The 26548-nt window shown below is 59.8% G+C and carries 22 protein-coding genes; 13 read left to right on the plus strand and 9 right to left on the minus strand.

The window, feature by feature from the left end:
• Nucleotides 1-69 precede the first annotated feature (69 nt).
• Genes glyQ through IWW33_RS11060 form a run of 4 tightly spaced genes read left to right on the plus strand, consistent with a single transcriptional unit; the run spans nucleotide 70 to nucleotide 4427 of the window.
• On the plus strand, nucleotides 70-1017 hold the full coding sequence (gene glyQ, locus IWW33_RS11045) for a glycine--tRNA ligase subunit alpha (RefSeq protein ID WP_012312032.1): 948 nt from the start codon (nucleotides 70-72) through the stop codon (nucleotides 1015-1017).
• Nucleotides 1014-3065, plus strand: coding sequence for a glycine--tRNA ligase subunit beta (gene glyS, locus IWW33_RS11050; protein ID WP_039604196.1), 2052 nt, complete (start codon nucleotides 1014-1016; stop codon nucleotides 3063-3065). The genes glyQ and glyS overlap by 4 nt, the downstream gene beginning before the upstream one ends.
• Nucleotides 3066-3068: 3 nt before the next feature.
• Nucleotides 3069-3596 carry a D-glycero-beta-D-manno-heptose 1,7-bisphosphate 7-phosphatase gene (gene gmhB, locus IWW33_RS11055; RefSeq protein WP_046786800.1) on the plus strand — a complete coding sequence of 176 codons (528 nt, stop codon included), beginning with the start codon at nucleotides 3069-3071 and terminating at the stop codon, nucleotides 3594-3596.
• Between the two features lie 60 nt (nucleotides 3597-3656).
• Nucleotides 3657-4427, plus strand: coding sequence for a lysophospholipid acyltransferase family protein (locus tag IWW33_RS11060; protein ID WP_046786799.1), 771 nt, complete (start codon nucleotides 3657-3659; stop codon nucleotides 4425-4427).
• A gap of 177 nt (nucleotides 4428-4604) precedes the next feature.
• On the opposite strand, the gene IWW33_RS11065 is transcribed toward IWW33_RS11060, so the two are convergent.
• Nucleotides 4605-6224: an MFS transporter gene (locus tag IWW33_RS11065; protein ID WP_046786798.1), complete on the minus strand. Its 1620-nt coding sequence runs from the start codon at nucleotides 6222-6224 to the stop codon at nucleotides 4605-4607.
• A 97-nt stretch (nucleotides 6225-6321) separates the two neighbouring features.
• Nucleotides 6322-7968, minus strand: a complete 1647-nt coding sequence (locus tag IWW33_RS11070; RefSeq protein WP_174141096.1) for a GMC family oxidoreductase N-terminal domain-containing protein — start codon at nucleotides 7966-7968, stop codon at nucleotides 6322-6324.
• A 126-nt stretch (nucleotides 7969-8094) separates the two neighbouring features.
• Here IWW33_RS11070 and IWW33_RS11075 point away from each other — a divergent pair, with 126 nt between their 5' ends.
• Nucleotides 8095-8982 (plus strand): LysR family transcriptional regulator, encoded by an 888-nt coding sequence (locus IWW33_RS11075; RefSeq protein WP_046786796.1) that lies wholly within the window; start codon nucleotides 8095-8097, stop codon nucleotides 8980-8982.
• On the opposite strand, the gene IWW33_RS11080 is transcribed toward IWW33_RS11075, so the two are convergent.
• Genes IWW33_RS11080 through IWW33_RS11090 form a run of 3 tightly spaced genes read right to left on the minus strand, consistent with a single transcriptional unit; the run spans nucleotide 8971 to nucleotide 11981 of the window.
• A complete protein-coding gene (locus tag IWW33_RS11080; RefSeq protein ID WP_119689102.1) occupies nucleotides 8971-9789 on the minus strand; it encodes a sulfite exporter TauE/SafE family protein in 819 nt (272 codons plus the stop codon). The genes IWW33_RS11075 and IWW33_RS11080 overlap by 12 nt on opposite strands.
• Nucleotides 9786-11057, minus strand: a complete 1272-nt coding sequence (locus IWW33_RS11085; protein WP_174141097.1) for an FAD/NAD(P)-binding oxidoreductase — start codon at nucleotides 11055-11057, stop codon at nucleotides 9786-9788. The genes IWW33_RS11080 and IWW33_RS11085 overlap by 4 nt, the downstream gene beginning before the upstream one ends.
• Before the next feature lie 39 nt (nucleotides 11058-11096).
• Complete coding sequence (locus IWW33_RS11090) at nucleotides 11097-11981, minus strand: MBL fold metallo-hydrolase (RefSeq protein ID WP_046786793.1); 885 nt, start codon at nucleotides 11979-11981, stop codon at nucleotides 11097-11099.
• Nucleotides 11982-12204: 223 nt separating this feature from the next.
• Here IWW33_RS11090 and IWW33_RS11095 point away from each other — a divergent pair, with 223 nt between their 5' ends.
• The 3 genes from IWW33_RS11095 (at nucleotide 12205) to IWW33_RS11105 (ending at nucleotide 15462) form a co-directional block, all read left to right on the plus strand.
• A complete protein-coding gene (locus IWW33_RS11095; protein ID WP_174141098.1) occupies nucleotides 12205-13509 on the plus strand; it encodes a sigma 54-interacting transcriptional regulator in 1305 nt (434 codons plus the stop codon).
• 134 nt (nucleotides 13510-13643) lie between these two features.
• Nucleotides 13644-14069, plus strand: coding sequence for an RcnB family protein (locus tag IWW33_RS11100; RefSeq protein ID WP_115273209.1), 426 nt, complete (start codon nucleotides 13644-13646; stop codon nucleotides 14067-14069).
• A gap of 115 nt (nucleotides 14070-14184) precedes the next feature.
• Complete coding sequence (locus IWW33_RS11105; protein ID WP_174141099.1) at nucleotides 14185-15462, plus strand: DUF2254 domain-containing protein; 1278 nt, start codon at nucleotides 14185-14187, stop codon at nucleotides 15460-15462.
• Nucleotides 15463-15515: 53 nt separating this feature from the next.
• On the opposite strand, the gene gyrB is transcribed toward IWW33_RS11105, so the two are convergent.
• The 4 genes from gyrB to dnaA are packed head-to-tail and all read right to left on the minus strand — an operon-like array spanning nucleotide 15516 to nucleotide 21739.
• A complete protein-coding gene (gyrB, locus tag IWW33_RS11110) occupies nucleotides 15516-17936 on the minus strand; it encodes a DNA topoisomerase (ATP-hydrolyzing) subunit B (protein WP_046786790.1) in 2421 nt (806 codons plus the stop codon).
• Between the two features lie 4 nt (nucleotides 17937-17940).
• Nucleotides 17941-19044 carry a DNA replication/repair protein RecF gene (gene recF / locus IWW33_RS11115; RefSeq protein ID WP_115273207.1) on the minus strand — a complete coding sequence of 368 codons (1104 nt, stop codon included), beginning with the start codon at nucleotides 19042-19044 and terminating at the stop codon, nucleotides 17941-17943.
• Between the two features lie 15 nt (nucleotides 19045-19059).
• A complete protein-coding gene (dnaN, locus tag IWW33_RS11120; RefSeq protein ID WP_012312006.1) occupies nucleotides 19060-20163 on the minus strand; it encodes a DNA polymerase III subunit beta in 1104 nt (367 codons plus the stop codon).
• 40 nt (nucleotides 20164-20203) lie between these two features.
• Nucleotides 20204-21739, minus strand: coding sequence for a chromosomal replication initiator protein DnaA (gene dnaA, locus IWW33_RS11125; protein ID WP_046786788.1), 1536 nt, complete (start codon nucleotides 21737-21739; stop codon nucleotides 20204-20206).
• Between the two features lie 583 nt (nucleotides 21740-22322).
• On the opposite strand from dnaA, the gene rpmH reads away from it, so the two are divergent.
• The 5 genes from rpmH (at nucleotide 22323) to mnmE (ending at nucleotide 26255) form a co-directional block, all read left to right on the plus strand.
• Complete coding sequence (gene rpmH / locus IWW33_RS11130; RefSeq protein WP_003253163.1) at nucleotides 22323-22457, plus strand: 50S ribosomal protein L34; 135 nt, start codon at nucleotides 22323-22325, stop codon at nucleotides 22455-22457.
• 13 nt (nucleotides 22458-22470) lie between these two features.
• Nucleotides 22471-22875 (plus strand): ribonuclease P protein component, encoded by a 405-nt coding sequence (rnpA, locus tag IWW33_RS11135; RefSeq protein ID WP_080516507.1) that lies wholly within the window; start codon nucleotides 22471-22473, stop codon nucleotides 22873-22875.
• Complete coding sequence (gene yidD, locus IWW33_RS11140) at nucleotides 22868-23113, plus strand: membrane protein insertion efficiency factor YidD (protein WP_174141100.1); 246 nt, start codon at nucleotides 22868-22870, stop codon at nucleotides 23111-23113. The genes rnpA and yidD overlap by 8 nt, the downstream gene beginning before the upstream one ends.
• Nucleotides 23114-23115: 2 nt before the next feature.
• Nucleotides 23116-24798 carry a membrane protein insertase YidC gene (gene yidC, locus IWW33_RS11145; protein WP_012316956.1) on the plus strand — a complete coding sequence of 561 codons (1683 nt, stop codon included), beginning with the start codon at nucleotides 23116-23118 and terminating at the stop codon, nucleotides 24796-24798.
• Nucleotides 24799-24884: 86 nt separating this feature from the next.
• Complete coding sequence (gene mnmE / locus IWW33_RS11150; RefSeq protein WP_115273205.1) at nucleotides 24885-26255, plus strand: tRNA uridine-5-carboxymethylaminomethyl(34) synthesis GTPase MnmE; 1371 nt, start codon at nucleotides 24885-24887, stop codon at nucleotides 26253-26255.
• The last annotated feature ends 293 nt before the right edge of the window (nucleotides 26256-26548 follow it).

Consider the following 26548-nt stretch of genomic DNA (forward strand, 5'->3'; position numbering starts at 1 on the left):
TAGAGGGCGAGGCGAATCAGGTTATACTCCCGCTCTTTACATCCGCATCCCCAGATACAGGTGAATTTCGTGAGCCAGCCTACGCCAGCCGTGCGTACCTTCCAAGACCTGATCCTCGCCCTGCAGAACTACTGGGCAGCTCAAGGTTGTGTGGTGCTTCAGCCCTACGATATGGAAGTAGGCGCCGGCACTTTCCATACCGCTACATTCCTGCGCGCCGTCGGCCCGGAAACCTGGAACGCCGCCTACGTGCAGCCCAGCCGTCGCCCTGCCGACGGGCGGTATGGCGAAAACCCCAACCGCCTGCAGCACTACTACCAGTTCCAGGTGGTGCTCAAGCCCAACCCGGCCAACTTCCAGGAGCTGTACCTCGGCTCGCTGAAAGCCATCGGCCTGGATCCGCTGGTCCACGATATCCGCTTCGTCGAAGACAACTGGGAATCGCCGACCCTGGGCGCTTGGGGCCTGGGTTGGGAAATCTGGCTCAACGGCATGGAAGTGACCCAGTTCACCTACTTCCAGCAAGTAGGCGGCATCGAGTGCTACCCGGTCACCGGTGAAATCACCTACGGCCTGGAGCGCCTGGCCATGTACATCCAGGGTGTCGACTCGGTGTACGACCTGGTCTGGGCCGACGGCCCGTTCGGCAAGGTCACCTACGGCGATGTGTTCCACCAGAACGAAGTGGAACAGTCGACCTACAACTTCGAGCACGCCAACGTCGAGAAACTGTTCGAGCTGTTCGACTTCTACGAAAGCGAAGCCAACCGCCTGATCAAGCTGGACCTGCCGCTGCCGACCTATGAAATGGTGCTCAAGGCCTCGCACACCTTCAACCTGCTCGACGCCCGTCGCGCCATCTCGGTGACCGAGCGCCAGCGTTACATCCTGCGCGTACGTACCCTGGCCCGGGACGTGGCGCAAAGCTATCTGCAAGCCCGTGCACGCCTGGGCTTCCCGATGGCTACCCCTGAACTGCGTGACGAAGTGTTGGCGAAGCTGGAGGCTGCACAATGAGTGCTCAAGATTTCCTGGTAGAACTGGGCACCGAAGAGCTGCCACCCAAAGCCCTGGCCACCCTTGGTGACGCCTTCCTGGCCGGCATCGAAAAAGGCCTGCAGGCCGCCGGCCTGAACTACACCGGCAAACAGGTGTACGCCGCGCCGCGTCGCCTGGCCGTGCTGATTCGCCAGCTGGATGTACAGCAGCCTGACCGCAGCATCAATATCGACGGCCCGCCCCTGCAGGCTGCCTTCAAGGACGGCGAGCCGACCCAGGCTGCCTTGGGCTTTGCCAAGAAGTGCGGGGTAGAGCTGTCGGAAATCGACCAGAGCGGCGCCAAGCTGCGCTTCTCCCAGCATATCCCGGGCAAGGCCACCGCCAGCCTGCTGCCGACCATCGTCGAAGATTCGCTCAACGACCTGCCGATCCCCAAGCGCATGCGCTGGGCCGCCAGCCGTGAAGAGTTCGTACGCCCGACCCAGTGGCTGGTGATGCTGCTGGGCGATCAGGTCGTCGACTGCACCATCCTGTCGCAGCAGGCAGGCCGTGAATCCCGTGGGCACCGCTTCCACCATCCGCAAAACGTGGTCATCACCACCCCGGCCAACTACGTCGAAGACCTGCGCAAAGCCTACGTGCTGGCCGACTTCGCCGAACGCCGCGAGCTGATTGCCAAGCGCACCACCGAACTGGCCATGCAGCAGGAAGGCACTGCCATCGTACCGCCAGCGCTGCTGGATGAGGTGACTGCGCTGGTCGAGTGGCCGGTACCGCTGGTGTGCTCGTTCGAGGAGCGTTTCCTCGAGGTGCCGCAGGAAGCCTTGATCACCACCATGCAGGACAACCAGAAGTACTTCTGCCTGCTGGACAGCGAAGGCAAGCTGCTGCCGCGCTTCATCACCGTGGCCAACGTCGAAAGCCGTGACCCCAAGCAGATCGTCTCGGGTAACGAGAAGGTCGTGCGCCCGCGCCTGACCGACGCCGAGTTCTTCTTCAAGCAGGACAAGAAGCAGCCGCTCGAAACCTTCAACGAACGCCTGAAGAACGTAGTCTTCCAGGCACAGTTGGGCACTGTCTACGACAAGGCCGAACGCGTATCCCGGCTTGCCGCGTACATTGCCCCGCTGATCGGCGGCGACGCCCAGCGCGCCGGCCGTGCCGGGCTGCTGTCCAAGTGCGACCTGGCCACCGAAATGGTCGGCGAATTCCCAGAGATGCAGGGCGTTGCCGGTTACTACTACGCGCTCAACGACGGCGAACCGCAAGACGTGGCCCTGGCGCTGAACGAGCAGTACATGCCGCGCGGTGCTGGCGCCGAGCTGCCACAGACCCTGACCGGTGCTGCGGTAGCCATCGCCGACAAGCTCGACACCCTGGTCGGTATCTTCGGCATCGGCATGCTGCCCACCGGCAGCAAAGACCCGTATGCCTTGCGCCGCGCCGCCTTGGGCGTGCTGCGCATCCTGATCGAGAAGCAACTGGACCTGGACCTGACCCCTGCGGTGGAGTTCGCGGTCAAGCAGTTCGGTGCGAAGGTCAAGGCCGCCGGCCTGGCCGAGCAGGTGCTGGAGTTCATCTTCGACCGCCTGCGTGCACGTTATGAAGACGAAGGCATCGACGTTGCCACCTACCTGTCGGTACGTGCCCTGAAGCCGGGTTCAGCCCTGGACTTCGACCAGCGTGTGCAGGCCGTGCAGGCCTTCCGCAAGCTGCCGGAAGCCGAGGCGCTGGCCGCAGTGAACAAGCGTGTGTCGAACCTGCTGGGCAAAGCCGAAGGCGCCATTGCCGAACAGGTCGAGCCGAAGTACTTCGACAACGCCAACGAGTTCTCGCTGTATTCGGCCATCCAGCAGGCCGACCAGGCTGTGCAACCGATGGCTGCCGCACGTCAGTACAGCGAATCGCTGGCCCGCCTGGCGGCCCTGCGTGACCCGGTCGACGCCTTCTTCGAGGCGGTGATGGTCAACGCCGAGGATGCCAAGGTCCGCGCCAACCGTTATGCCCTGCTCAGCCGCCTGCGCGGCCTGTTCCTGGGCGTTGCTGACATTTCGCTGCTGGGGTAAGCCTTGAAACTGCTGATTCTCGATCGTGACGGGGTGATCAACCAGGACTCCGACGCCTACATCAAGTCGCTGGAGGAGTGGATCCCGATCCCCGGCTCGATCGAGGCCATCGCGCAGTTGAGCAAAGCGGGCTGGACGGTGGCCGTGGCCACCAACCAGTCCGGCATTGCCCGTGGCTACTATTCACTGGCAACCCTCGAAGCCATGCATGCGCGTCTGCGCACGCTGGTGGCAGGTCACGGCGGCGAAGTCGGCCACATCGTGTATTGCCCGCATGGGCCGGACGAGGGTTGTGACTGCCGCAAGCCCAAGCCTGGCATGCTGCGGGCAATCGCCGACCATTATCAGGCCGACCTGCGCGGCGTATGGTTTGTCGGCGACAGTAAAGGTGACCTGGAGGCCGCCCTGGCCGTCGGTGCACAACCGGTGCTGGTGAAAACCGGCAAAGGCGAGCGGACGCTTGAAAAGGGTGTCGCGCAAACCACACTGATTTTCGACGATCTGGCAGCTATCGCCAGAGAACTAATCTAAACAATGCGCCCAAGGGCGCATTTTTATCAGGCGGGCAAGCCCGCAACGGTACATGCCACTATGTCGATCCTGCGGGCGATCAGAATCTTTCTTTTTTACCTGCTGCTGGGCACCAGTTCCCTGCTGTGGTGCTCGCTGAGCTTTTTTATCGCGCCATTTTTGCCGTTTCACAAGCGCTACCGCTTCATCAACGTCTACTGGTGCCGTTTTGCCGTGCTGCTGGCGCGGGTGATTCTGGGTATCCACTACAAGGTCACCGGTGCCGAGAACGTGCCCAAAGAGCCCTGTGTGATTCTGTCCAACCACCAGAGCACCTGGGAGACGTTCTTCCTGTCAGCCTATTTCTCGCCATTGAGCCAGGTGCTCAAGCGTGAACTGCTGTACGTGCCGTTCTTTGGCTGGGCCATGGCCATGCTGCGGCCGATCGCGATCAACCGCGACAACCCCAAGGAAGCCTTGCGCCAGGTGGCGAGCAAGGGTGACGAATTGCTCAAGCAGAAGGTCTGGGTGCTGATCTTCCCGGAAGGTACTCGGGTACCCTTTGGCACCGTGGGCAAGTTTTCCCGTGGCGGTACCGCGCTGGCGGTAAATGCCGGGCTGCCCGTGCTGCCGATCGCGCATAACGCCGGCAAGTACTGGCCCAAGTCAGGGTGGGGCAAGCGCTCTGGCACCATCGAGGTGGTCATCGGGGAGCCGATGTATGCCAATGGTACCGGCCCGCGTGCCATTGCAGAGTTGAATGACCGTGCCGCGGCGTGGAACGAAGCGACTCAGCGCCGCTTGGGCTCGTTGCCACCGGTAGATGAAAAACCACACGAGCAGATTGCCTGACGATCTGTGGATAACGTGTTAGCAATTTTTGGATGAAATGCCTCGTTTGATAGCTAAGTCTATGAATTGCCTATTTATTTTTGTGTATGACATTTTTCTGAAAAGCGTGCATAAGTTTTTTTGAGGCATAAGAAAACCGGCTTTTACAGCCGGTTTTTTTATGGCTTCACGACATCATCAGACCTTGTCGATATCCACATCCTTGGTTTCTTTCAGGCAGAAGATTCCCACCACCAGGCTGATCCCGGTTACCAGCACCGGGTACCACAAGCCGTAGAAGATATCCCCGGTGTACACCACCAGCGCGAACGAAACCGTGGGCAGGAAACCGCCAAACCAGCCATTGCCAATGTGGTAGGGCAGCGACATCGAGGTGTAGCGGATACGCGTCGGAAACAGCTCCACCATCACCGCCGCCAGCGGGCCATAAGTCATGGTTGCGATCAGGATCATTGCAACGATCAGCACCACCACCATCACCTGGTTGACCTGCGACGGGTCCGCCTTGGCCGGGTAGCCCGCCTGCTCGATGGCTGTGCGCATGGCTGTTTCGTCAAACCCGTTGATGGTCTTGTCGCCAATGTTCACCACCACTTGGCTGCCCGCCACATTCACCGAGCTGTACGGCAGGCCCTGTTTGACCAGGAAGGTCTTGACCTTGTCGCACGGGCTGTCGAAACGCGCCTTGCCGACCGGGTCGAACTGGAAGGTACAACCTTGCGGGTCAGCGGTGACCACGATCGGCGCCTGACGGCTCGCTGCGTCGATCTGCGGGTTGGCGTAGTGACTGAGGGCCTTGAACAGCGGGAAGTACAACACCGTGGCCAGCAGCAGGCCGAGCATCAGGATAGGCTTGCGGCCGATGCGGTCGGACAGCCAGCCGAAGAACACGAAGAACGGCGCACCGATCACCACGCTGATGATCAGCAAGGTATTGGCCTGGGCCGGATCCATCTTGAGCATCTGGGTCATGAAGAACAGCACGTAGAACTGCGCCGTGTAGAACGTCACGGCCTGGCCGGCGTTGATACTGAACAGTGCGGTAAGCACCACCTTGAGGTTTGGCCAGGAGGTGAACGACTCGCGGATTGGCGATTTGCTGATCTTGCCCTGGGCCTTCATTTTCACGAAGGCCGGCGACTCATGCATGCTCATGCGGATCCAGGTGGAAATGCCCAGCAGCACGATCGACAGCAGGAACGGCAAGCGCCAGCCCCAGGTTTCGAACTCATCGCCGGTGATGTAGCGGCTGCCCAGCACCACCAGCAACGACAGCAGCAGCCCGAGGGTAGCAGTGGACTGGATGAAGCCCGTGTGGAAGCCGCGCTTGCCGGGCGGTGCGTGTTCGGCCACATACGTCGCCGCGCCACCATACTCGCCCCCCAGTGCCAGCCCCTGCAGCATGCGAAGTACCACCAGGATGATCGGCGCGGCAATGCCGATGCTTGCATAGGTGGGCAGCAAACCAACGGCGAAGGTGGACAAGCCCATCAGCACGATGGTGATCAGGAAGGTGTATTTTCGCCCGATCATGTCACCCAGCCGGCCGAACACCAGCGCGCCGAAGGGCCGTACCAGGAAGCCGGCGGCGAATGCCATCAGGGCGAAGATGAAAGCGGTGGTGTCGTTGACGCCAGCAAAGAACTGCTTGCTGATCACTGCCGCCAGCGCACCGTAGAGAAAAAAGTCATACCACTCGAAAACCGTCCCGAGGGATGACGCGAAAATGATCTTGCGTTCTTCACGACGGCTTGGGCTGCTCGCCGTCGCCCCCTGCTCTTGGATGTAATCCGACATCGTTGCTGTCCTCGGCCCGCAGGCCACAGTGATTATTCTTGTTGTTCCACTGTCGGCAGCTTCTGACCGCAAGCCGCCGGTACTGCACGCACCCGGGTCAGGGCGTCGGTAACGCGTCTTCGTTCAGGTAGGTCTGGGTAGCAGCTCCCTTGAGAATGAGTTGGGCCGCCTTCTCGGCGATCATCAGGGTGGGTGAACAGGTATTGCCGGAGGTGATCTGCGGCATGATTGAAGCATCCGCCACGCGCAGGCCGGGGATGCCGCGTACACGCAGCTGGTTATCCACAACGTCCAGCGGGCCGCTGCCCATACGGCAGGTCCCGACCGGATGGAAGATGGTGGTGCCGATCTTGCCTGCCGCTTCGAACAGGTCTTCCTCGGTCTGCAGGGCAGGGCCTGGCAGGTATTCCTGCGGATCGAAAGCGGCGAGGGCAGGGGCCTGGACGATGCGGCGTGTGATACGGATGGCGTCGGCGGCAACGCGCAGGTCTTCAGGGTCACTGAGGTAGTTGGGGTCAATCAGTGGCGCGCTGTTCATGTCCGAGCTACGGATATCGATGCGCCCACGGCTAACTGGGCGAAGGTTGCACACCGAAGCGGTGAAGGCGGGGAAACGGTGCAACGGCTCGCCGAAGCGTTCCAGCGACAGGGGTTGTACGTGATATTGCAGGTTGGCGGTGGCCTGCTCCGGGCTGGACCGCACGAACGCCCCGAGTTGGCTTGGCGCCATGGCCAGCGGGCCGCTGCGGTCGTAGAGATAACGCAGGCCCATACCCATCTTGCCCCACAGGCTGTTGGCCATCTGGTTGAGCGTTCTGGTGTTGCGGATCTGGTAGATCAGGCGCAATTGCAGGTGGTCTTGCAGATTGCCACCGACACCGGGCATATCGTGCCGTACGCCGATGCCGAGCGTTTCCAGCAACGTGCGCGGGCCAATGCCGGAGCGCTGCAGGATGCCGGGCGAACCCACCGCCCCTGCACACAGGATGATCTCGCGGCGCGCAGCGAACTCGTGCCAGGCACCTTGCCAAAATGCTCTCACTGCGCGGGCGCGGGTGTTGTTCAGCAGCACTTGATCAACCTGCACGCCGGTCAGCACGGTGAGGTTGGAACGGTTATGCACAGGTCGTAAAAAAGCCTTGGATGCATTCCAGCGCACACCGCTGCGCTGGTTGACCTGAAAATATCCACAGCCTTGGTTGTCGCCGGTATTGAAGTCATCGACCTTGGCGATACCGCTCTGCTCGGCGGCATCTCGGAATGCATCGAGGATCGGCCAACTATAGCGCTGGCGTTCCACCCGCCATTCGCCAGTGGCGCCATGGTGATCACTGCCACCTGCAAAGTGATTTTCGCTGGCCTTGAATAGCGGCAGCACGTCCTTCCAGGCCCAACCGTCGTTGCCCTGGGCGGCCCAATGGTCATAGTCCGCAGCCTGGCCACGCATGTAGATCATGCCGTTGATCGATGAGCAGCCCCCCAGCACCTTGCCCCGGGGGTAACCCAGGCTGCGACCACCCAGGCCGATTTGCGCCTCGGTCTTGAAGCACCAGTCAGTGCGTGGGTTGCCGATGCAGTAAAGGTAACCGACGGGGATGTGAATCCAGGGGTAATTGTCGCGGCCCCCGGCTTCCAGCAGCAACACGCGGCGGGACGGGTCGGCGGACAATCGATTGGCCAGCAGGCAACCGGCAGGACCGGCACCCACGATAACGTAGTCGAAGACAGAATCGGCTGATGGCATGTGCAACCTCGCGCCTGATTTTTATTCTTGTCGTCGTACATCTTATTGATTAATTTCGCTGAGGAAACACGAGATTTCGCGCAGCCGTTGTGCGTTTTAGCACAGCGAAAAACAGGGAAAGGATGCATGTTCGACTGGAATGATCTGCGGTTTTTCCTCGAGTTGCAGCGCAGTGGCCGCCTGCTCAGCGCTGCCAAGCGTCTCAACACGACCCATAGCACGGTTGCCCGGCATATCGAGAGCATCGAGAAAAGCCTGGGCACCCCACTGTTCGTGCAACACGCGCAGGGCTACGAATTGACGCCCTCCGGCCAGGCGCTACTCAAGCACGCCGAAGCCATGGAGAACGTCGCGTTGCTGGCGCAGGAAGAAATCACCCAGGCCATCACACCGCTGGGCAAGATTCGCCTTGGGGTCACCGAAGGCATCGGCATCATGTTCTTCACCCCACGCATGAATGCGCTGTTCGATCGGTATCCGGGCCTGGAAGTGGAGCTGGTGGCCGTGCCTCGCTTTGTCAGCATCCTCAACCGCGAGGCGGAAATCAGCATTCACCTGGAACGTCCCAGTGCCGACCTGCTGATTACCCGCAAACTCACCGACTACCGCCTGGCCCTGTATGCCAGCCAGGCTTACCTGGACCGCGCGCCACCTTTACGCAACCGTGAAGATCTGGCCCGGCACAGCTGGATCGGCTACGTCGACGACCTGCTGTTCAGCCAGGAGCTGCTGTTTCTCAACAGCTTCTGCCGGGCGCCCAATGTGGCTTTTCGCAGCACCAGCGTAATCGCCCAGCAAACTGCTGCGCGCGCCGGCCTGGGTATCGCCGTGCTGCCCAACTACATGGCTCGCCACGACCCGACACTGGTGCGCGTACTGCCCAGCGAAACCATCCAGCGCAGCTACTGGATATGCACCCGTCGTGAGTTGCACAAGTCGGTACGCCTGCGGGTGGTCTGGGATTACCTGCTGGCGCTGTGTGCGCAGGAACAGGCCGAGCTGCTAGCCGAGTAGCGCCTTGCCGGCCAGCAGCAGGGCAGCCGCAAAGCCGGCCACCGAGAACAGCTGCTGCAGGCGAGGCCCGGCCAGCCGCGTCGCCAGTGGCCGCGCCAGCAGCAGGCCAAGCACCGCGCCCACGGCAAAAGGTGCTCCCACCTGCCAGTGCATAACGCCGGCCAGGCTGGCACTGACCACGCTACCTGTAGACACCAGGGCGATCACCGCCAACGAGGTCGAGACGATGCTCTTCATACGCAGGTTGGTGTAGCGGTTCAAGGCAGGGATGATCACGAAGCCACCCCCCACCCCCAACAAGCCGGACAACAATCCCGAAAGCGCTCCGGTCATGGCCAGCGCCCGCGCGCAGGGCAGTGTCCAGCGCAAACGGCCCTGCAGCGGGTTGAGCACGCACGGTTCGATGAAACGGTGCGCGTCGTTGGCCTCGCCACGCAGCTCGCTGGCAGCCTTGCGCCAGATGCGCAGGCATGCGTAAACCAGCACGCCGGCGAACACCAAGGCCAAGGGTGTGTCGGGCAGACGATGGGCGAGCATCAGCCCGAGCGGTGCAGCAGCGATGCCGATCAGGGCGATGAACAGCGCGGCGCGATAACGCACCAGCCCTTGGCGCAAGCCGAGGATCGCCCCCACGGCAGCGGCAAGACCTACGGCAAGAAGGCCAATGGGCGCAGCTTCGACCATCGACAGACCAAGGCCAAACACCAGCAGCGGCACCGCCAGGATGCCGCCCCCCGCGCCAGTCAGCGCCAGCACTGCGCCAATGATCGCGCCCAGCCCGGCACCGAGCAGTTGATGTTCGATCACCGTGGTGCCTCGGCCGCCAGCGGTTGCGGCCGTGCCAGCCACTCTCGTCCCTTCAGCATGCCTTGCCAGTACAGCGGCGGCAGCACTCGCGCCTTGAGCAGCCAGGCCAGGCGCGTCGGCTGGCGGCCATCCAGCAACCAGCGCGGGAAGCTCGGCGCAACCTTACCGCCATAGGTGAACTCGGCAAGCACGATCTTGCCGCGCTCGACCGTCAACGGGCAGGAGCCGTAGCCATCGTACTGGGCAAGGTTAGCCAGCCCGCCCAGCGCCACCAGCACGTTGTTGGCAACCACCGGAGCCTGCTTGCGCGCAGCGGCCGCAGTCTTGGCGTTGCTGGTGCTGGCCACATCGCCAAGGGCATGGACATTGGCAAACTGGCGATGACGCAGCGTATGCGGGTCGACATCGACCCAGCCAGCGGCATCGGCCAATGGGCTTTGACGAATGAAGTCCGGGGCAACCTGTGGCGGCACCACGTGCAGCATGTCGAAGGCTTCAGTGCGGGTTTCAGTGCTGCCATCGGCAAAGGTGCGGACAAAGGTGGCGCGCTTGTTCGGGCCATCTACTGCAGCCAGACGGTGGCTGTAATTGAGGTCCACACCGTACCTGTCGATGTAGGCCATCAGGGCCGGCACGTAATCGGGAACACCGAACAGCACTGCGCCGGCATTGAAGAAGCAGGCTTTGATATCGCCCAGCAGCCTCTGGCGCATCCAGTGGTCGCAGGACAGGTACAGCGCCTTCTGCGGCGCACCGGCGCACTTGATCGGCATGGGCGGCTGAGTGAACAGGGCGCGGCCTTGCTTGAGGTTCTGCACAAGCTCCCAGGTGTAGGGTGCCAGGTCGTAGCGGTAGTTCGAGGTGACGCCGTTGCGCCCCAGGGTATCACTGAGCCCGTCAATGGCAGCCCAATCGAGCTTGAGGCCGGGGCAGACCACCAGCTGTTCATAGCTGATGGTGCGACCATCTTCGAGCATGACCAGCTGGCCCAGCGGGTCGAACCCTTGCACGCGCGCCTTGATCCAGCGCACGCCACGGGGGATGGTCGAGGCCATGGTGCGCGCGGTGCTCGGTGCCTTGAACACACCCGCACCGACCATGGTCCAGCCGGGCTGGTAGTAATGGACGTCGGCAGGGTCGATCACCGCGATATCCAGTGACGGGTCGCGGCTGATGAGGCTGGAAGCAGTGGCGATGCCGGCAGCGCCGGCACCGACGATGACCACCTTGTGGTGGTCGGAATTAGCAGGGGACAACAAGGCAGGCATGGCGTAAATCCTGGGAATTCTAATGATGGGGCAGGGCGCTCAGAGCTTGTTCAACGGGATCTTCAGGTAGCTCACGCCGTTGGATTCCGGCTGCGGAAAATGGCCACTGCGCATGTTGACCTGCACCGAAGGCAGGATCAGGACGGGCATCTCGAGGGTCTTGTCACGCGCTTCACGCATGGCGACAAAGCTGTCCTCATCGATGCCCTGGTGAACATGAATGTTGCTGGCGCGCTGCTCGGCAACGGTGGTGACATAACGCATGTCACGCCCGCCCGGCAGGTAGTCATGGCACATGAACAGCAGGGTCTGGTCAGGGAAGGCCAGCAGGCGGCGGATCGATTGGTACAAGGTGCGAGCATCAGCGCCTGGGAAGTCACAGCGTGCGGTACCGTAATCAGGCATGAACAGGGTGTCGCCCACGAACAGTGCTTTTTCTCCCGCATCCTCTATCAGGTAACTCATGCAAGCGGGGGTATGCCCAGGCGTGTGCAACGAGCGGGCGTGCAGGTTACCTATGCGAAAGCCTTCTTCGTCCATGAGCAACACATCGAACTGGCTGCCATCACGGGCGAAGCCCGGCTCGGCGTTGAACAAGTCGCCGAAGACTTTCTGTACCTTGGTTATCTCAGCGCCAATGGCGGTGTGGCCGCCGAGCTTTTCCTTGAGATACGCCGCAGCTGAAAGGTGGTCGGCGTGTACATGGGTTTCCAGAATCCACTGCACCTTGGCGCCCAGGCTCTGTACCCGATCAATCAGACGGTCTGCAGACTCGGTGCAGGTGCGGCCTGACTTGGGGTCATAGTCCAGTACGCTGTCGATCAACGCACACTGGTTGGTCTCGCGGTCCAGTACCAGGTAGCTGATGGTCGAGGTGGCGTCGTCGAAAAAGGCTTCCACCTGAAGGTTGTTGCCGATGATCATCACGTTCTCCAAATAATCCACCCCGCCTTTTAGAGGCGTAGGCAGTGACGGGTGGTTTATCAAGATGCATGCCAGCGGTTTAACCCGTACCAAGGCCAGTGAAATCGGCCCCTGATGGCGCATGACAGCCCGGTGTGGCAGTTGCGCTGGCAGTCGACTGTCAGCCAATGGCAGTGTTTGGCAGTCCTTGTTACCCTCAACGGCTTATCCAATCGGTGCCGTCATGCCTGAATCCCATCCCCTCATCCTAGCTCTGGTTTCCTACCTCGAACACGATGCGTTGCCTACCATCGTGCTGGACACCGACTACAACATCCTCGCAGCCAATGCCGCCTATCGTCGGCAGTTCGGCCGTGACGACCGTGCGCCACTGGGTGAGAAGTGCCACCGGGTTTCCCATCACTACGCCGTGCCTTGCGACCAGGCCGGTGAGCATTGCCCCATGCGCAAGGCCTGGGACAGCAAGCTGCCGGAACGGGTACTGCACATTCATCACACCCCGCGCGGGCCTGAGCATGTGGATGTGGAACTTCGGCCGATCCTCGATGAGCAGGGCAGGGTGGCGGCGTTCGTAGAACGCCTGACCACGGTCACACTGGCCTCGGCGCAACCTCAACAACAGGGCCTGGTCGGCCGGGCGCCAGCGTTCAAAACGGCACTGGCCAGCCTGCAACGTGCGGCCCCCGCACAGATCCCGGTATTGCTCCAGGGTGAATCCGGTACAGGCAAGGAGCTTTTCGCCCGGGCGATCCATATGGGTAGCCCACGGGCGAATGGCCCTTTGGTGGTGGTCGACTGCACCGGCTTGACCGAGTCACTGTTCGAGAGCGAGCTGTTCGGCTATGAGAAGGGAGCCTTTACCGGTGCCAACCAGCGCAAGATCGGCCTGGCAGAAGCGGCCCACGGCGGCACGCTGTTCCTCGACGAGATTGGTGAGGTGCCACTGGCGATGCAGGTCAAATTGCTGCGCCTGATCGAATCCGGCACCTTGCGCCCGGTTGGCAGTCTGCGCACCGTGCATGCGGACTTCCGCCTGGTGTCTGCAACACACAAACCGCTCAAGCAGATGGTTGCCGAGGGTACGTTCCGGGAAGACCTGTATTACCGCATCAGTGGCTTTCCCATCCGCCTGCCTGCCTTGCGCGAACGCGTAGAGGATCTGCCGCTGCTTGCGCAGAGCCTGCTGCAACGCATGGCAGGCAAACCTGCCGCGAGCCTTACTGACGCTGCGCTTCAACAATTGGCCCTGCATACGTTCCCAGGCAATATCCGCGAGCTGCGCAACATCCTGGAACGGGCGCGGCTGTTTGCCGATGATGGGCTGATACGGCCTGAGCATCTGCCGGAAGATGTAGGCCCGCAAATCGCAACCGGTGCGAACAAGGGGCGCGCTCGCAGCGACCTGAGTGATCTGGCACAAGCGCTGGAACAGTTTCAGGGCCCGCGTAGCGAACTGGCGCGCCACTTAGGGATGAGTGAACGTACGCTGTATCGGCGCTTGAAAGCGCTGGGGCTGAATCCGGCTTAGTGCTTGGCGATTCTTTACCGGACCTTTACCTCTTGCCAGGGATTACTCATCGCGAATCACGGTCTGAAGCATTAACCGTAATCGGCGTCTCGTTGAAACCCGCCGGACGTGAACATGCAAAGGATCGACATACGATGAAAAAAAGCCTCTCTGTGCTCTGCGCTACCTTGATGCTCAGCGTACCACTGGCCAGCTTCGCCCAGCCCGGCCCGCCTCAAGGGCACGATGGCGACCGCTCGCATCAGGGCCAAGGTCATCCGCAGCAGAGCAAGCAGCAAGGCCATCCGCAACAACATGGCAAACCCGGCAACGGCCAGGCTCAGTCCTACCGTAATCCGAACTTCCGTCCACAACCGGGGATGCCGGTACCTCACCAGCAATGGAAGCGCGGCCATGTGGTAGACCCGCACTATCGCAATGACCGTTACTGGGTGACCGACTGGCGCGCCCGGCACCTCTCGCCGCCGCCCCGCGACCACCGTTGGTTGTACGTCAACGGCGACTACGTGCTGGTGGCCATTGCTTCCGGGGTGATCGTAAACATCCTCAGCGGTTACTAAGGCCGTATAAAACCAGCCGCCAACAAAAAGCCCGCTTGCGCGGGTTTTTTGCTGGGTTGTGGATTGAAACTTCTAGTCTGTTAACTATTCGATCAGTCTCTTGAAGGTACTGCACATGATTGCGCGTTGGCGTTGGGTAGCGGGTCAACTCACCAAGCGACTCTGGTTCAGAGCCTCTCTGTTCTCCATTCTGGGTGTGGCGACTGCATTGCTTGCCATCCTGTTCAGAGACTTCATCCCGCAAACCTTGCCAGCGCGCATCGGCGCAGATGCAGTGGACAAGATTCTCGGGATCATTGCCTCCAGCATGCTGGCTGTGACCACCTTCTCATTGAGCACGATGGTCACCGCCTACGGGGCCGCAAGTAGCGGGGTGACCCCGCGTGCCACAACGCTGGTCATGGAAGACACCACGACCCAGAACGCGCTGGCCACATTCATCGGTTCGTTTCTCTTCAGCCTGGTTGGCATCATTGCCCTGAGTACCGGCCTCTATGGAAGCCAGGGCCGAGTCGTGCTTTTTGCGGTGACGCTAGCTGTCGTGACGCTGATCATTTACACACTGCTGCGCTGGATAGACCACCTTTCCAAACTCGGACGGGTTGGAGAAACCATTGACCGTGTGGAAAAGGCGGCGATAGAGGCCATGGCTCATCGCATTCGCTGGCCCTATCTGGGAGGCTCAGCGTACCCGGTAGACCTTGTACTACCGCTATCCGCGCAAACCATTGCCAGCAACCAGACTGGCTACGTCCAACATATCGATGTGCAAGCCTTGGGCGCCATTTCCAACGCGCTACAGATCCGGATCTATGTGGAAGTTCTCCCAGGTAGTTTTGTCCACATCGGTATGCCGGTCGCTCGCATTGTGCCTTTGAGTGACAAGCATCCTGATGAGCAAAGCCTCAAGGACACGCTGGCGACGTTGACCATAGGCACCCGAAGAACCTTTGAACATGACCCGAGGTTTGGGCTATGTGTGCTATCGGAAATCGCATCCCGCGCGTTGTCACCAGCGGTCAATGATCCGGGCACTGCTATCGATGTGATTGGCAGGGGCCTTAGAACTTTGACGTACTGGGGGAAAGCACACGCTTGCGAACCGGACCAGGAAACAAGCTGCGAGTGGGTCTACCTGCGAGGGTTGACGGTGGATGATTTGTTCGACGATTTTTTTGCCCCTATCAGCAGAGACGGCGCCGCTCTTCTAGAAATCGACCTTCGGTTGCTCAAGGCACTTGTCAGCCTGGCCCAGATAAACCCCGCGCTTTTCAAGCAGAGTTGCATCAGGCATGGGGAGCAGCTTGTCATGCGTGCAGAGGCGTCACTTACACTCGCGCATGAAAAAGATCAGCTGAGGTCAGTGCACGTGAAGCTCAGGACGATTGAATGACAGCCCAAACCAAAAAGCCCGCTTGCGCGGGCTTTTTGGTAAGAACAACCTGATCAGAAGTCCAGGTTAGAAACCGACAGCGCGTTGCTTTCGATGAAGTCGCGGCGAGGCTCAACCGCGTCACCCATCAAGGTGTTGAAGATCTGATCGGCGGCAATCGCGTCTTCGATGGTGACCTTGAGCATGCGACGTACAGTTGGGTCCATGGTGGTTTCCCACAACTGGTCCGGGTTCATCTCACCCAGCCCTTTGTATCGCTGGATGGTGTGACGCTTGGTGGTCTCGTTCATCAGCCAATCCAGGCCTTCCTTGAACTCGACGATCGCCTTGCGACGCTCACCGCGCTGTACGTAAGCACCTTCACCCAGCAGGCTCGACAACTTGGAGCCAATGTTGACCACCGTGCGATAGTCGTTGCTGCCGAAGAAATCGCGGTTGAAGGTGATGTAGCTGGCCAGGCCGTGCGAGGTGATTTCCACTTCAGGCAGCCACACATTGCGCTCCTTGTCCTCGCGCAGGGTGGCCTTGTACATCAGGCCAGACTTCTGGCTGTTGCTCAGGCGCTCCTGCAGTTTGGCCAACCAGTTCTCCATGACGGCATGGTCGCCCAATTGCTCCAGGGTAACTTCCGGCAGGTAGATGAAGTGCTCGGTCAACTCTTCCGGGTACAAGCGAGACAAACGCTTGAGGGTCTTCATCACACCACGGAACTCGTTGACCAAAACCTCCAGCTGAACGCCGGAAACGGCCGGCGCAGACTCATCCAGGTGCAGGCTGGCATCTTCGAGGGCCGACTGGGTCATGTATTCTTCCATGGCCTCGTCGTCCTTGATGTACTGCTCCTGCTTGCCTTTCTTCACCTTGTACAGCGGTGGCTGGGCAATGTAGATGTAGCCACGCTCGACCAGCTCTGGCAGCTGACGGAAGAAGAAGGTCAGCAGCAGGGTACGGATGTGCGAACCGTCAACGTCAGCATCGGTCATGATGATGATGTTGTGATAGCGCAGTTTGTCGATGTTGTACTCTTCGCGGCCGATGCCACAGCCCAGTGCGGTGATCAGTGTGCCCACTTCCTGGGAGGAGATCATCTTGTCGAAGCGTGCTTTCTCGACGTTGAGAATCTTGCCCTTCAGCGGCAGGATCGCCTGGGTACGACGGTTACGACCTTGCTTGGCCGAGCCACCTGCGGAGTCACCCTCCACCAGGTACAGTTCGGAAAGGGCAGGGTCCTTCTCCTGGCAGTCCGCCAGTTTGCCCGGCAAGCCCGCGATATCCAGCGCGCCTTTACGGCGAGTCATTTCACGCGCTTTGCGCGCCGCTTCACGGGCACGGGCAGCGTCGATCATCTTGCCGACTACCGCTTTGGCTTCGTTGGGGTTTTCCAACAGGAAGTCGGCGAAGTATTTGTTCATTTCCTGTTCCACGGCGGTTTTCACCTCCGAGGAGACCAGCTTGTCCTTGGTCTGCGAACTGAACTTCGGATCCGGCACCTTGACCGAAATGATCGCGGTCAGGCCTTCACGAGCATCGTCACCGGTGGTGGAAACCTTGTTCTTCTTGGCCAGGCCTTCCTGCTCGATGTAGCTGTTCAGGCTACGGGTCAGCGAAGAGCGGAAACCAACCAGGTGGGTACCGCCATCGCGCTGCGGAATGTTGTTGGTGAAGCACAGCAGGTTTTCGTTGAAGCTGTCGTTCCACTGCAGGGCAACTTCAACACCCACGCCATCTTCACGCTGGACGTTGAAATGGAACACCTGGGAGTTGACCGGAGTCTTGTTGGTGTTCAGGTATTCAACGAATGCACGCAGGCCGCCTTCGTATTTGAAGAACTCTTCTTTGCCCGAGCGCTCGTCTTTCAGCAGGATGCCAACGCCAGAGTTCAGGAAGGACAGTTCACGAATACGCTTGGCCAGGATGTCCCAGCTGAAGTGAATATTCTTGAAGGTCTCAGCCGAAGGCTTGAAATGAATATGGGTGCCGGTGGTTTCGCTTTCGCCCACAACGGCCATCGGCGCCTGTGGAACACCATGAACGTAGGTCTGCTCCCAGATCTTGCCGCTACGGCGAACGGTAAGCACCAGCTTTTCCGAAAGGGCGTTTACTACCGAAACACCTACACCGTGCAGGCCGCCGGAAACTTTGTAGGAGTTATCATCAAATTTACCGCCGGCGTGCAGCACGGTCATGATGACCTCGGCTGCAGAAACGCCTTCTTCTTTATGCACGTCGACCGGAATGCCGCGACCGTTGTCGCGCACACTGATGGATTCATCGGTGTGGATAATGACGGTGATGTCATCGCAGTGCCCGGCGAGGGCTTCGTCGATCGAGTTGTCGACCACTTCGAAGACCATGTGGTGCAGGCCGCTACCGTCATCGGTGTCGCCAATGTACATGCCGGGACGCTTGCGCACGGCATCCAAACCTTTCAGCACCTTGATGCTTGAAGAGTCGTACGTTTGATTTTCGCTCATGCCTTCACTCCCGATGGTCGTGGGTCTGGGTGATACGGCCTTGTTCCACGTGGAACAAAGCAACTGGCGTTTCCGTCTGCCAGCCTTCCCTCAGTAATTCGTGATCTACACAGGTGATAAACACCTGGCAGCGTAATTCTTCTAGCAAGCGGCACAGTGCACGGCGATGCTGGTCGTCCAACTCGGACGGCAAGTCATCCACCAGATAAATACAGTGGCCGCGGCGAGCCTGACTAACGAGGTGGCCTTGGGCGATGCGCAATGCACAGACCACCAGCTTTTGCTGACCACGCGACAAGATGTCGGCTGCGTTGTTAGCAGCCAGACGAAGACGCAGATCAGCACGCTGCGGACCGGCCTGGGTATGGCCCATCTGCTGATCGCGAAGGAGAGAAGAGGCGAGTACTTCGTTGAGTTCCCGGTCCTTGTCCCAGCCTCGGTAGTAGCTAAGGGTCAACCCGTCCAGCTCGACCAGTTCGCTCAGGGTTTGCTCGAAGACGGGCTTCAAGGCCTTGATGTAGTTGCGACGGTATTCATCTATTTCCGCGCTGGCCAGGCACAATTCCCGGTCCCAGGCGGCTTGCGAAGCTGGGTCAAGTGTACCATGCCGCAACCATGAGTTCCGCTGCCGCAACGCCTTCTGCAGACGCTGCCAAGCTGGCATGAAGCGAGGTTCCACGTGGAACACTCCCCAATCCAGAAACTGGCGACGGATCTTCGGCGCGCCTTCAAGCAACCTGAAACTGTCTGGGTTGATGAGCTGCAGGGGCAGTAGTTCTGCAAGCTGCGCGGCGCTCTTGGCATTCTGCCCATCGATACGGATAGTGAAGTCGCCCGCCCGCTCGCGCGACACACCCAAGTTGCTGGTGCCGCCTTCGCCCAACTGTACTTCGCCGAAAACCGTACACGCAGCCTGCTCGTACTGAATGACGGGATTGAGTCGGGTACTGCGAAACGATCTGGCCAACCCGAGCAAATGCACAGCTTCCAGCACACTGGTCTTGCCGCTGCCGTTGGCGCCGTAGAGGATATTGATGCGGGGGGAGGGTGAGAGGGTCACCGGGTGCAGGTTGCGCACCGCGGTGACCATGATACGTCGAAGGGACATTTGGCCTGCTACAGGTTACAGGCGCATCGGCATGACAACGTAAGACGAGTCGTCATTGCCGGCTTCCTGCAGCAGAGCACTGCTATTGGAATCGGAGAGAATCAGGCGAACCTGTTCCGTTGTCATCACACCCAATACGTCCAGCAGGTAACTGACGTTGAAGCCAATCTCAAGCGATGCACCGTCATAGTCCACGCTGATCTCTTCTTCCGCCTCTTCCTGTTCCGGGTTGTTTGCCTGGATTTTCAACTGACCGGCAGCCAACTGAAGGCGGATACCGCGGTACTTCTCGTTGGAAAGGATTGCGGTACGGCTGAACGCTTCACGCAAGGCCTGACGATCGCCGATGACCAGCTTGTCACCACCCTTGGGCAGTACACGCTCATAGTCAGGGAACTTGCCATCGACCAGCTTGGACGTGAAGGTGAACTCGCCTGTGTTCGCACGGATGTGGTGCTGGCCCAGGACGATGCTGACCATGCCTTCCGGGTCGGTGAGCAGGCGCGCCAGCTCGAGGATACCTTTACGTGGCACGATGACCTGATGACGCTCATCCTGCTCGATGGCTGCGCTCATGGAGCACAGCGCCAGACGATGCCCATCGGTAGACACGGCACGCAAGGTATTACGCGACACTTCGAGCAGCATACCGTTGAGGTAGTAACGTACATCCTGCTGAGCCATGGCGAAGCTGGTGCGCTCGATCAAACGACGCAGTTTGCTCTGCTCAAGGTTGCAGGTCAGCGAACCTGGGCCTTCTTCCACAGTAGGGAAGTCGTTGGCAGGCAGGGTCGACAGGGTGAAACGGCTACGGCCGGCCTTGACCAACAGCTTCTGTTCGTCGACCTTGATATCGATCAGAACGTCGTTCGGCAGGCTTTTGCAGATGTCCATCAGCTTGCGCGCCGGGACAGTGATTTCGCCAGGCTCGGCCGGCTCTTCCAGTTGGACGCGGCCTACCAGTTCGACTTCCAGGTCGGTACCGGTCAACGACAGCTGCTGGCCTTGCACGACCAGCAGTACGTTGGACAGGACCGGCAAGGTCTGACGGCGCTCGACGACACCGGCGACCAGTTGCAGGGGTTTCAACAGGGCTTCGCGTTGAATGGTGAAATGCATGGTCTAGTCCCTTGCCTTCAATTAGCTGCGCTGGCGGCCATCAGGTGGTGAGCGTGCGCAGCAGGTTCTTGTAGTCCTCGCGGATGTCCGCGTCGGATTCCTTCAGTTCGTTGATCTTGCGGCAAGCGTGCAGCACGGTGGTGTGGTCACGGCCGCCAAACATGTCGCCGATCTCCGGCAGACTGTGGTTGGTCAGCTCCTTGGACAACGCCATGGCCACCTGACGCGGGCGCGCTACAGAGCGCGAACGGCGCTTGGACAACAGATCGGAGATCTTGATCTTGTAGTACTCGGCCACGGTGCGCTGAATGTTATCCACACTCACCAGCTTGTCTTGCAGCGCCAGCAGGTCCTTCAGCGACTCGCGAATCAGCTCGATGGTGATGTCGCGGCCCATGAAGTGCGAGTGGGCGATGACGCGCTTCAATGCCCCTTCAAGCTCACGTACGTTGGAGCGAATACGCTGAGCGATGAAGAAAGCGGCATCGTGCGGCAACTCGACCTTGGCCTGGTCTGCCTTCTTCATCAGGATCGCCACGCGGGTCTCCAGCTCCGGCGGCTCGACAGCCACCGTCAGCCCCCAGCCGAAACGCGACTTCAGTCGCTCTTCCAGACCTTCGATTTCCTTCGGGTAGCGGTCACTGGTGAGAATCACCTGCTGGCCACCTTCGAGCAATGCGTTGAAGGTGTGGAAAAACTCCTCCTGTGAACGCTCCTTGCGGGCGAAGAACTGGATATCGTCGATCAGCAGCGCATCGACCGAACGGTAGAAGCGCTTGAACTCATTGATCGCGTTGAGCTGCAACGCCTTGACCATGTCCGCGACGAAGCGCTCGGAATGCAGGTACACCACCTTGGCATTCGGGTTCTTCTTCAGCAGGTGGTTACCCACAGCATGCATCAAGTGCGTTTTACCCAGGCCCACGCCACCGTAAAGGAACAGTGGGTTGTAGCCATGCTTCGGGTTGTCGGCAACCTGCCAGGCGGCTGCCCGGGCCAACTGGTTCGATTTACCTTCGACAAAGGTTTCGAAGGTGAACGTACGGTTCAGATAACTGGTGTGCTTGAGCGCACCCTCCACCTGAACGTTGCGCTGTTCGGTACGCCCCGGCGCGACAGGTGCCGGAGCGCTGTCCGCCATCGAATCATAGCTGCCTCGCGACGACGCCTCGGCCATGTCGGTGGCCTGCGCAGGTTCAGCAGTGGGCACCGAGACCGGGTCAGCAACAGCCATGACTGGCGCGGCTGCTGGCTGCGCGTGGCTCTGCGCAAGGGACGCAGCCATTGCAGCGCTGACCGGGGCATTGGGCGCGGCCCGCGGTGCGGAGCTGCGACGGCTACCTATTAATAAGGAAAGGGCAGGCGCGATGCCGCTACCGTTCTCACCCAACAGTTCGAGCAGACGGCCGAGGTACTTTTCATTCACCCAATCGAGAACGAAACGGTTAGGCGCATACACGCGCAACTCGTCGCCTTCGGCTTCGACCTGTAGCGGACGGATCCAGGTGTTGAATTGCTGGGCAGGCAGTTCATCGCGCAGAAGCTCCACGCACTGCTGCCAAAGTTCCACTGACACGGATATCCCCTGAGTTTGAAAGCCGGATGAGGCAAAAACAAACGGCCATTGTACCGGTCAAGCGATCAGTTATCCACATGTGGAAACATTATGAGCCATGGCAAAACAGCCATTTAGCGACCAAAACGACCCTGAAGGACTGTGAATAAGCTCTGTGGATAACCCACCATAAGGGCTATGCACAACCCAGGGTCAAGATCTGTTGATAACTCACCTGTGGATAATGAGCCTTTTCATCCACAGGCTGTACGCAGGCCCAGCACAAGCGCAGCACGGGTTGTGGACAATGTTTCTGATCGCTGTACAGCCCGTAATCTTTGGCCTGCAGAAGGTTATCCACAGAAACTTATCCACCTAAGATTTATAAGTTATTCAGAAAAGCTTTTTATATGTCTCTTCTTTTTTTTAGTTTTGTCATCCGTTTGCCTGCCCGACCAGACGCCGCCCCGCTCGATCGCTGAAAGCACCTTCCATAAGGAAAGGCTGGTTGGAAATTGACCTATTGGCTTGCTTTCTCTAGAATCGCCGATCTCTTAAAAAGGGGGCCATTCCGGCCCGTTGTCGACAAACCAGGTAACACGCCATGAAACGTACTTTCCAACCAAGCACCATCAAGCGCGCTCGCACCCACGGCTTCCGTGCCCGTATGGCTACCAAGAACGGCCGTGCTGTTCTGTCGCGTCGTCGTGCCAAAGGCCGTAAGCGTCTGGCCATTTGATTCTTCGGCAAAGGTGGTGAGTCAGGACTTCAGTCGGGAAAAGCGACTGCTTACACCCCGGCATTTCAAAGCGGTCTTCGACTCCCCAACCGGCAAGGTTCCAGGGAAAAACCTGCTGATCCTTGCTCGCGAGAACGGTCTCGATCATCCACGCCTTGGCTTGGTGATTGGCAAGAAGAGCGTCAAGCTTGCCGTTCAACGCAATCGCCTCAAGCGCTTGATGCGCGATTCCTTCCGTCTGCACCAGCAAATGCTCGCTGGCCTGGACATAGTGATCGTCGCGCGCAAGGGATTGGGTGAGATAGAAAACCCGGAATTGCACCAACACTTTGGCAAGCTCTGGAAACGCCTGGCGCGCAGCCGGCCCACTCCAGCGGCTAACGCCGATTCCGCAGGGGTAGACAGTCAAGATGCGTAAACTGGCACTCATTCCGATCCAGTTTTACCGTTACGCCATCAGTCCTCTGATGGCCAGCCACTGTCGTTTCTACCCCAGTTGCTCCTGTTATGCATTGGAAGCCATAGAAACCCATGGCCTCTTGCGTGGCGGGTGGCTAACCGTTCGTCGCCTGGGGCGTTGTCATCCGTGGAACGACGGCGGTTTCGATCCCGTTCCCCCCGCGCCTTCCTCCCGAACTTCTTCGATAGCCGAGTAATCATGGATATTAAACGCACGATCCTGATCGCCGCCCTGGCAATCGTGTCCTACGTCATGGTCCTGAAGTGGAACGATGACTACGGCCAGGCTGCCTTGCCGACTCAGAATACTGCTGCCAGCACTGTTGCTCCGGGCCTGCCCGATGGCGTACCGGCCGCTAACAACGGCGCCAGCGCCGATGTACCGAGCGCCAACGCCGAGTCGAGCCCTGCCGAACTGGCACCTGTTGCGCTCAGCAAGGATCTCATCCGGGTCAAGACCGATGTCCTGGAACTGGCTATCGATCCAGTCGGCGGTGACATCGTCCAGCTGAACCTGCCGAAGTACCCGCGTCGTCAGGATCATCCGGACATTCCGTTCCAGCTGTTCGACAACGGTGGCGAGCGCGTATATCTGGCCCAGAGCGGCCTGACCGGTGCCAACGGCCCGGATGCGCGCTCCACCGGCCGTCCGCTGTACGCTGCAGAGCAGAAGTCCTTCCAGCTGGCTGATGGTCAGGAACAACTGGTGGTCGACTTGAAGTTCAGCGACAACGGTGTGAACTACATCAAGCGCTTCAGCTTCAAGCGCGGTGAGTACGACCTGTCCGTCAGCTACCTGATCGACAACCAGAGCGGCCAGGCCTGGAGCGGCAACATGTTTGCCCAGCTCAAGCGTGACGCCAGTGGTGATCCGTCCTCGAGCACCGCCACCGGTACCGCCACTTACCTGGGTGCTGCCCTGTGGACAGCTGGCGAGCCGTACAAGAAAGTGTCGATGAAGGACATCGACAAAGGTAGTTTGAAAGAAAATGTGTCTGGCGGCTGGGTTGCCTGGCTGCAGCACTACTTCGTAACTGCCTGGATCCCTGCCAAGTCGGACAACAATGTCGTCCAGACCCGCAAGGACAGCCAGGGCAACTACATCATCGGCTACACCGGCCCGGCCATCAGCGTACCGGCTGGCGGCAAGGCCGAAACCAGCGCCATGCTGTATGCCGGCCCGAAGATCCAGTCCAAGCTCAAGGAATTGTCCCCAGGCCTGGAACTGACCGTCGATTACGGCTTCCTGTGGTTCATTGCCCAGCCGATCTTCTGGTTGCTGCAACATATCCACAGCCTGCTGGGTAACTGGGGCTGGTCGATCATTGTCCTGACCATGCTCATCAAGGGCCTGTTCTTCCCGCTGTCGGCCGCCAGCTACCGCTCGATGGCGCGCATGCGTGCCGTGGCGCCGAAGCTCGCCGCACTGAAGGAACGCTTCGGTGACGATCGCCAGAAGATGTCCCAGGCGATGATGGAGCTGTACAAGAAAGAGAAGATCAACCCACTGGGTGGATGCTTGCCGATCCTGGTACAGATGCCGGTGTTCCTGGCCCTGTACTGGGTGCTGCTGGAAAGCGTCGAGATGCGCCAGGCCCCATGGATGCTGTGGATCACCGACCTGTCGATCAAGGATCCGTTCTTCATCCTGCCGATCATCATGGGCGCTACCATGTTCATCCAGCAGCGCCTGAACCCGACGCCGCCGGATCCGATGCAGGCCAAGGTGATGAAAATGATGCCGATCATCTTCACCTTCTTCTTCCTGTGGTTCCCGGCTGGCCTGGTGCTGTACTGGGTTGTGAACAACTGCCTGTCGATTTCGCAGCAGTGGTACATCACCCGCCGTATTGAAGCAGCGACCAAAAAAGCTGCTGCTTGACGGGCTACTGCGCTAGCCTGTGAATAAAAACGCCCCCTCGGGGGCGTTTTTGCTATCTGTCGTTTTTGTCGTAGAGGCTTTCGAGCATGAACACTGTGCGTGAAACCATCGCTGCCATCGCAACCGCACAAGGACGTGGAGGGGTGGGTATTGTCAGGCTGTCCGGCCCATTGGCGGCCAAGGCTGGCCAGCTCATAACCGGCCGCACACTGACACCGCGCCATGCCCATTACGGCCCATTTCGCGACCAGGAAGGGCTGGTGCTGGATGAAGGTATTGCACTGTTCTTCCCCGGACCCAACTCGTTCACCGGTGAGGACGTGCTCGAATTGCAGGGGCATGGTGGCCCGGTCGTACTGGACATGCTGTTGCAACGCTGCGTGCAGGTGGGTTGCCGCTTGGCCCGCCCGGGTGAGTTCAGTGAGCGGGCGTTTCTCAACGACAAGCTCGACCTGGCCCAGGCCGAAGCGATTGCCGACCTGATCGAAGCCAGCTCCAGCCAGGCAGCACGCAACGCCCTGCGCTCGTTGCAAGGGGAGTTCTCCAAACGTGTGCACAGCCTGACTGAAGCACTGATCGCGCTGCGGATCTATGTCGAGGCAGCGATCGACTTCCCCGAGGAGGAAATCGACTTTCTTGCCGATGGCCACGTCCTGTCGATGCTCGACTCAGTGCGTGCCGAGTTGTCCACAGTGCAGCGTGAGGCCGGGCAGGGTGCGCTGCTTCGTGACGGCATGACGGTGGTGATCGCCGGCAGGCCGAATGCAGGCAAATCGAGCCTGCTGAATCAACTGGCCGGTCGTGAGGCGGCAATCGTCACCGACATCGCAGGTACGACGCGGGATATCCTGCGTGAACATATCCACATCGATGGCATGCCGCTGCACGTCGTCGATACGGCCGGTTTGCGCGACACCGACGACCATGTGGAAAAGATAGGCGTCGAGCGCGCACTCAAGGCCATAGGCGAAGCCGACAGAGTGTTGTTGGTGGTCGACTCCACCGCCCCTGAGGCCAGTGATCCGTTCGCCCTGTGGCCGGAGTTTCTTGATCAAAGGCCTGATCCGGGCAAGGTCACACTGATTCGCAACAAAGCCGACCTCAGCGGCGAACCCGTAGGGCTGGAACAGTGCGATGACGGTCATGTAACCATCACCTTGAGCGCCAAAGGTGACGATCAGGGCTTGCTGCTGTTACGCGATCACCTCAAAGCCTGCATGGGTTATGAACAGACTGCAGAGAGTGGCTTCAGCGCACGCCGGCGGCACCTCGATGCCCTGCGCCAGGCCAGTGCTCATCTGGAGCACGGTCGTGCGCAATTGACCTTGGCGGGGGCCGGAGAGTTGTTGGCTGAGGACCTGCGCCAGGCCCAGCACGCGCTGGGGGAAATCACGGGCGCGTTCAGTTCGGATGACCTGCTGGGGCGGATTTTCTCGAGTTTCTGCATCGGTAAGTAGCTTTTAGCCAAACCATTCACGACGCCGCTCTTCCTGGAGCGGCTTTTTTTTGCCTGAGATTTGGGGCTCGGGCGTCTCGGACAGGGTTTTGTAGCTGCAGATTTTTAATCACCGGCCTGAAAAAGCGCTCCTGAGCGCTGTGGAAAAGTCGGCTTCAGCTCCGTTGATAAGCATGCTTTTTTTCTGAGGAAAACCTGCCCTGTGGGTAAGTAGGCATTTCATCCACAGGTTAAATCCGGTTATCCATAGCCCTCATGGCACTCCAACCACAGGGTTTAATTTTCTTCTACATG

Origin of the sequence: Pseudomonas sp. M2 (assembly GCF_015751845.1) — a bacterium.
Classification (GTDB): Bacteria; Pseudomonadota; Gammaproteobacteria; order Pseudomonadales; family Pseudomonadaceae; genus Aquipseudomonas; species Aquipseudomonas putida_E.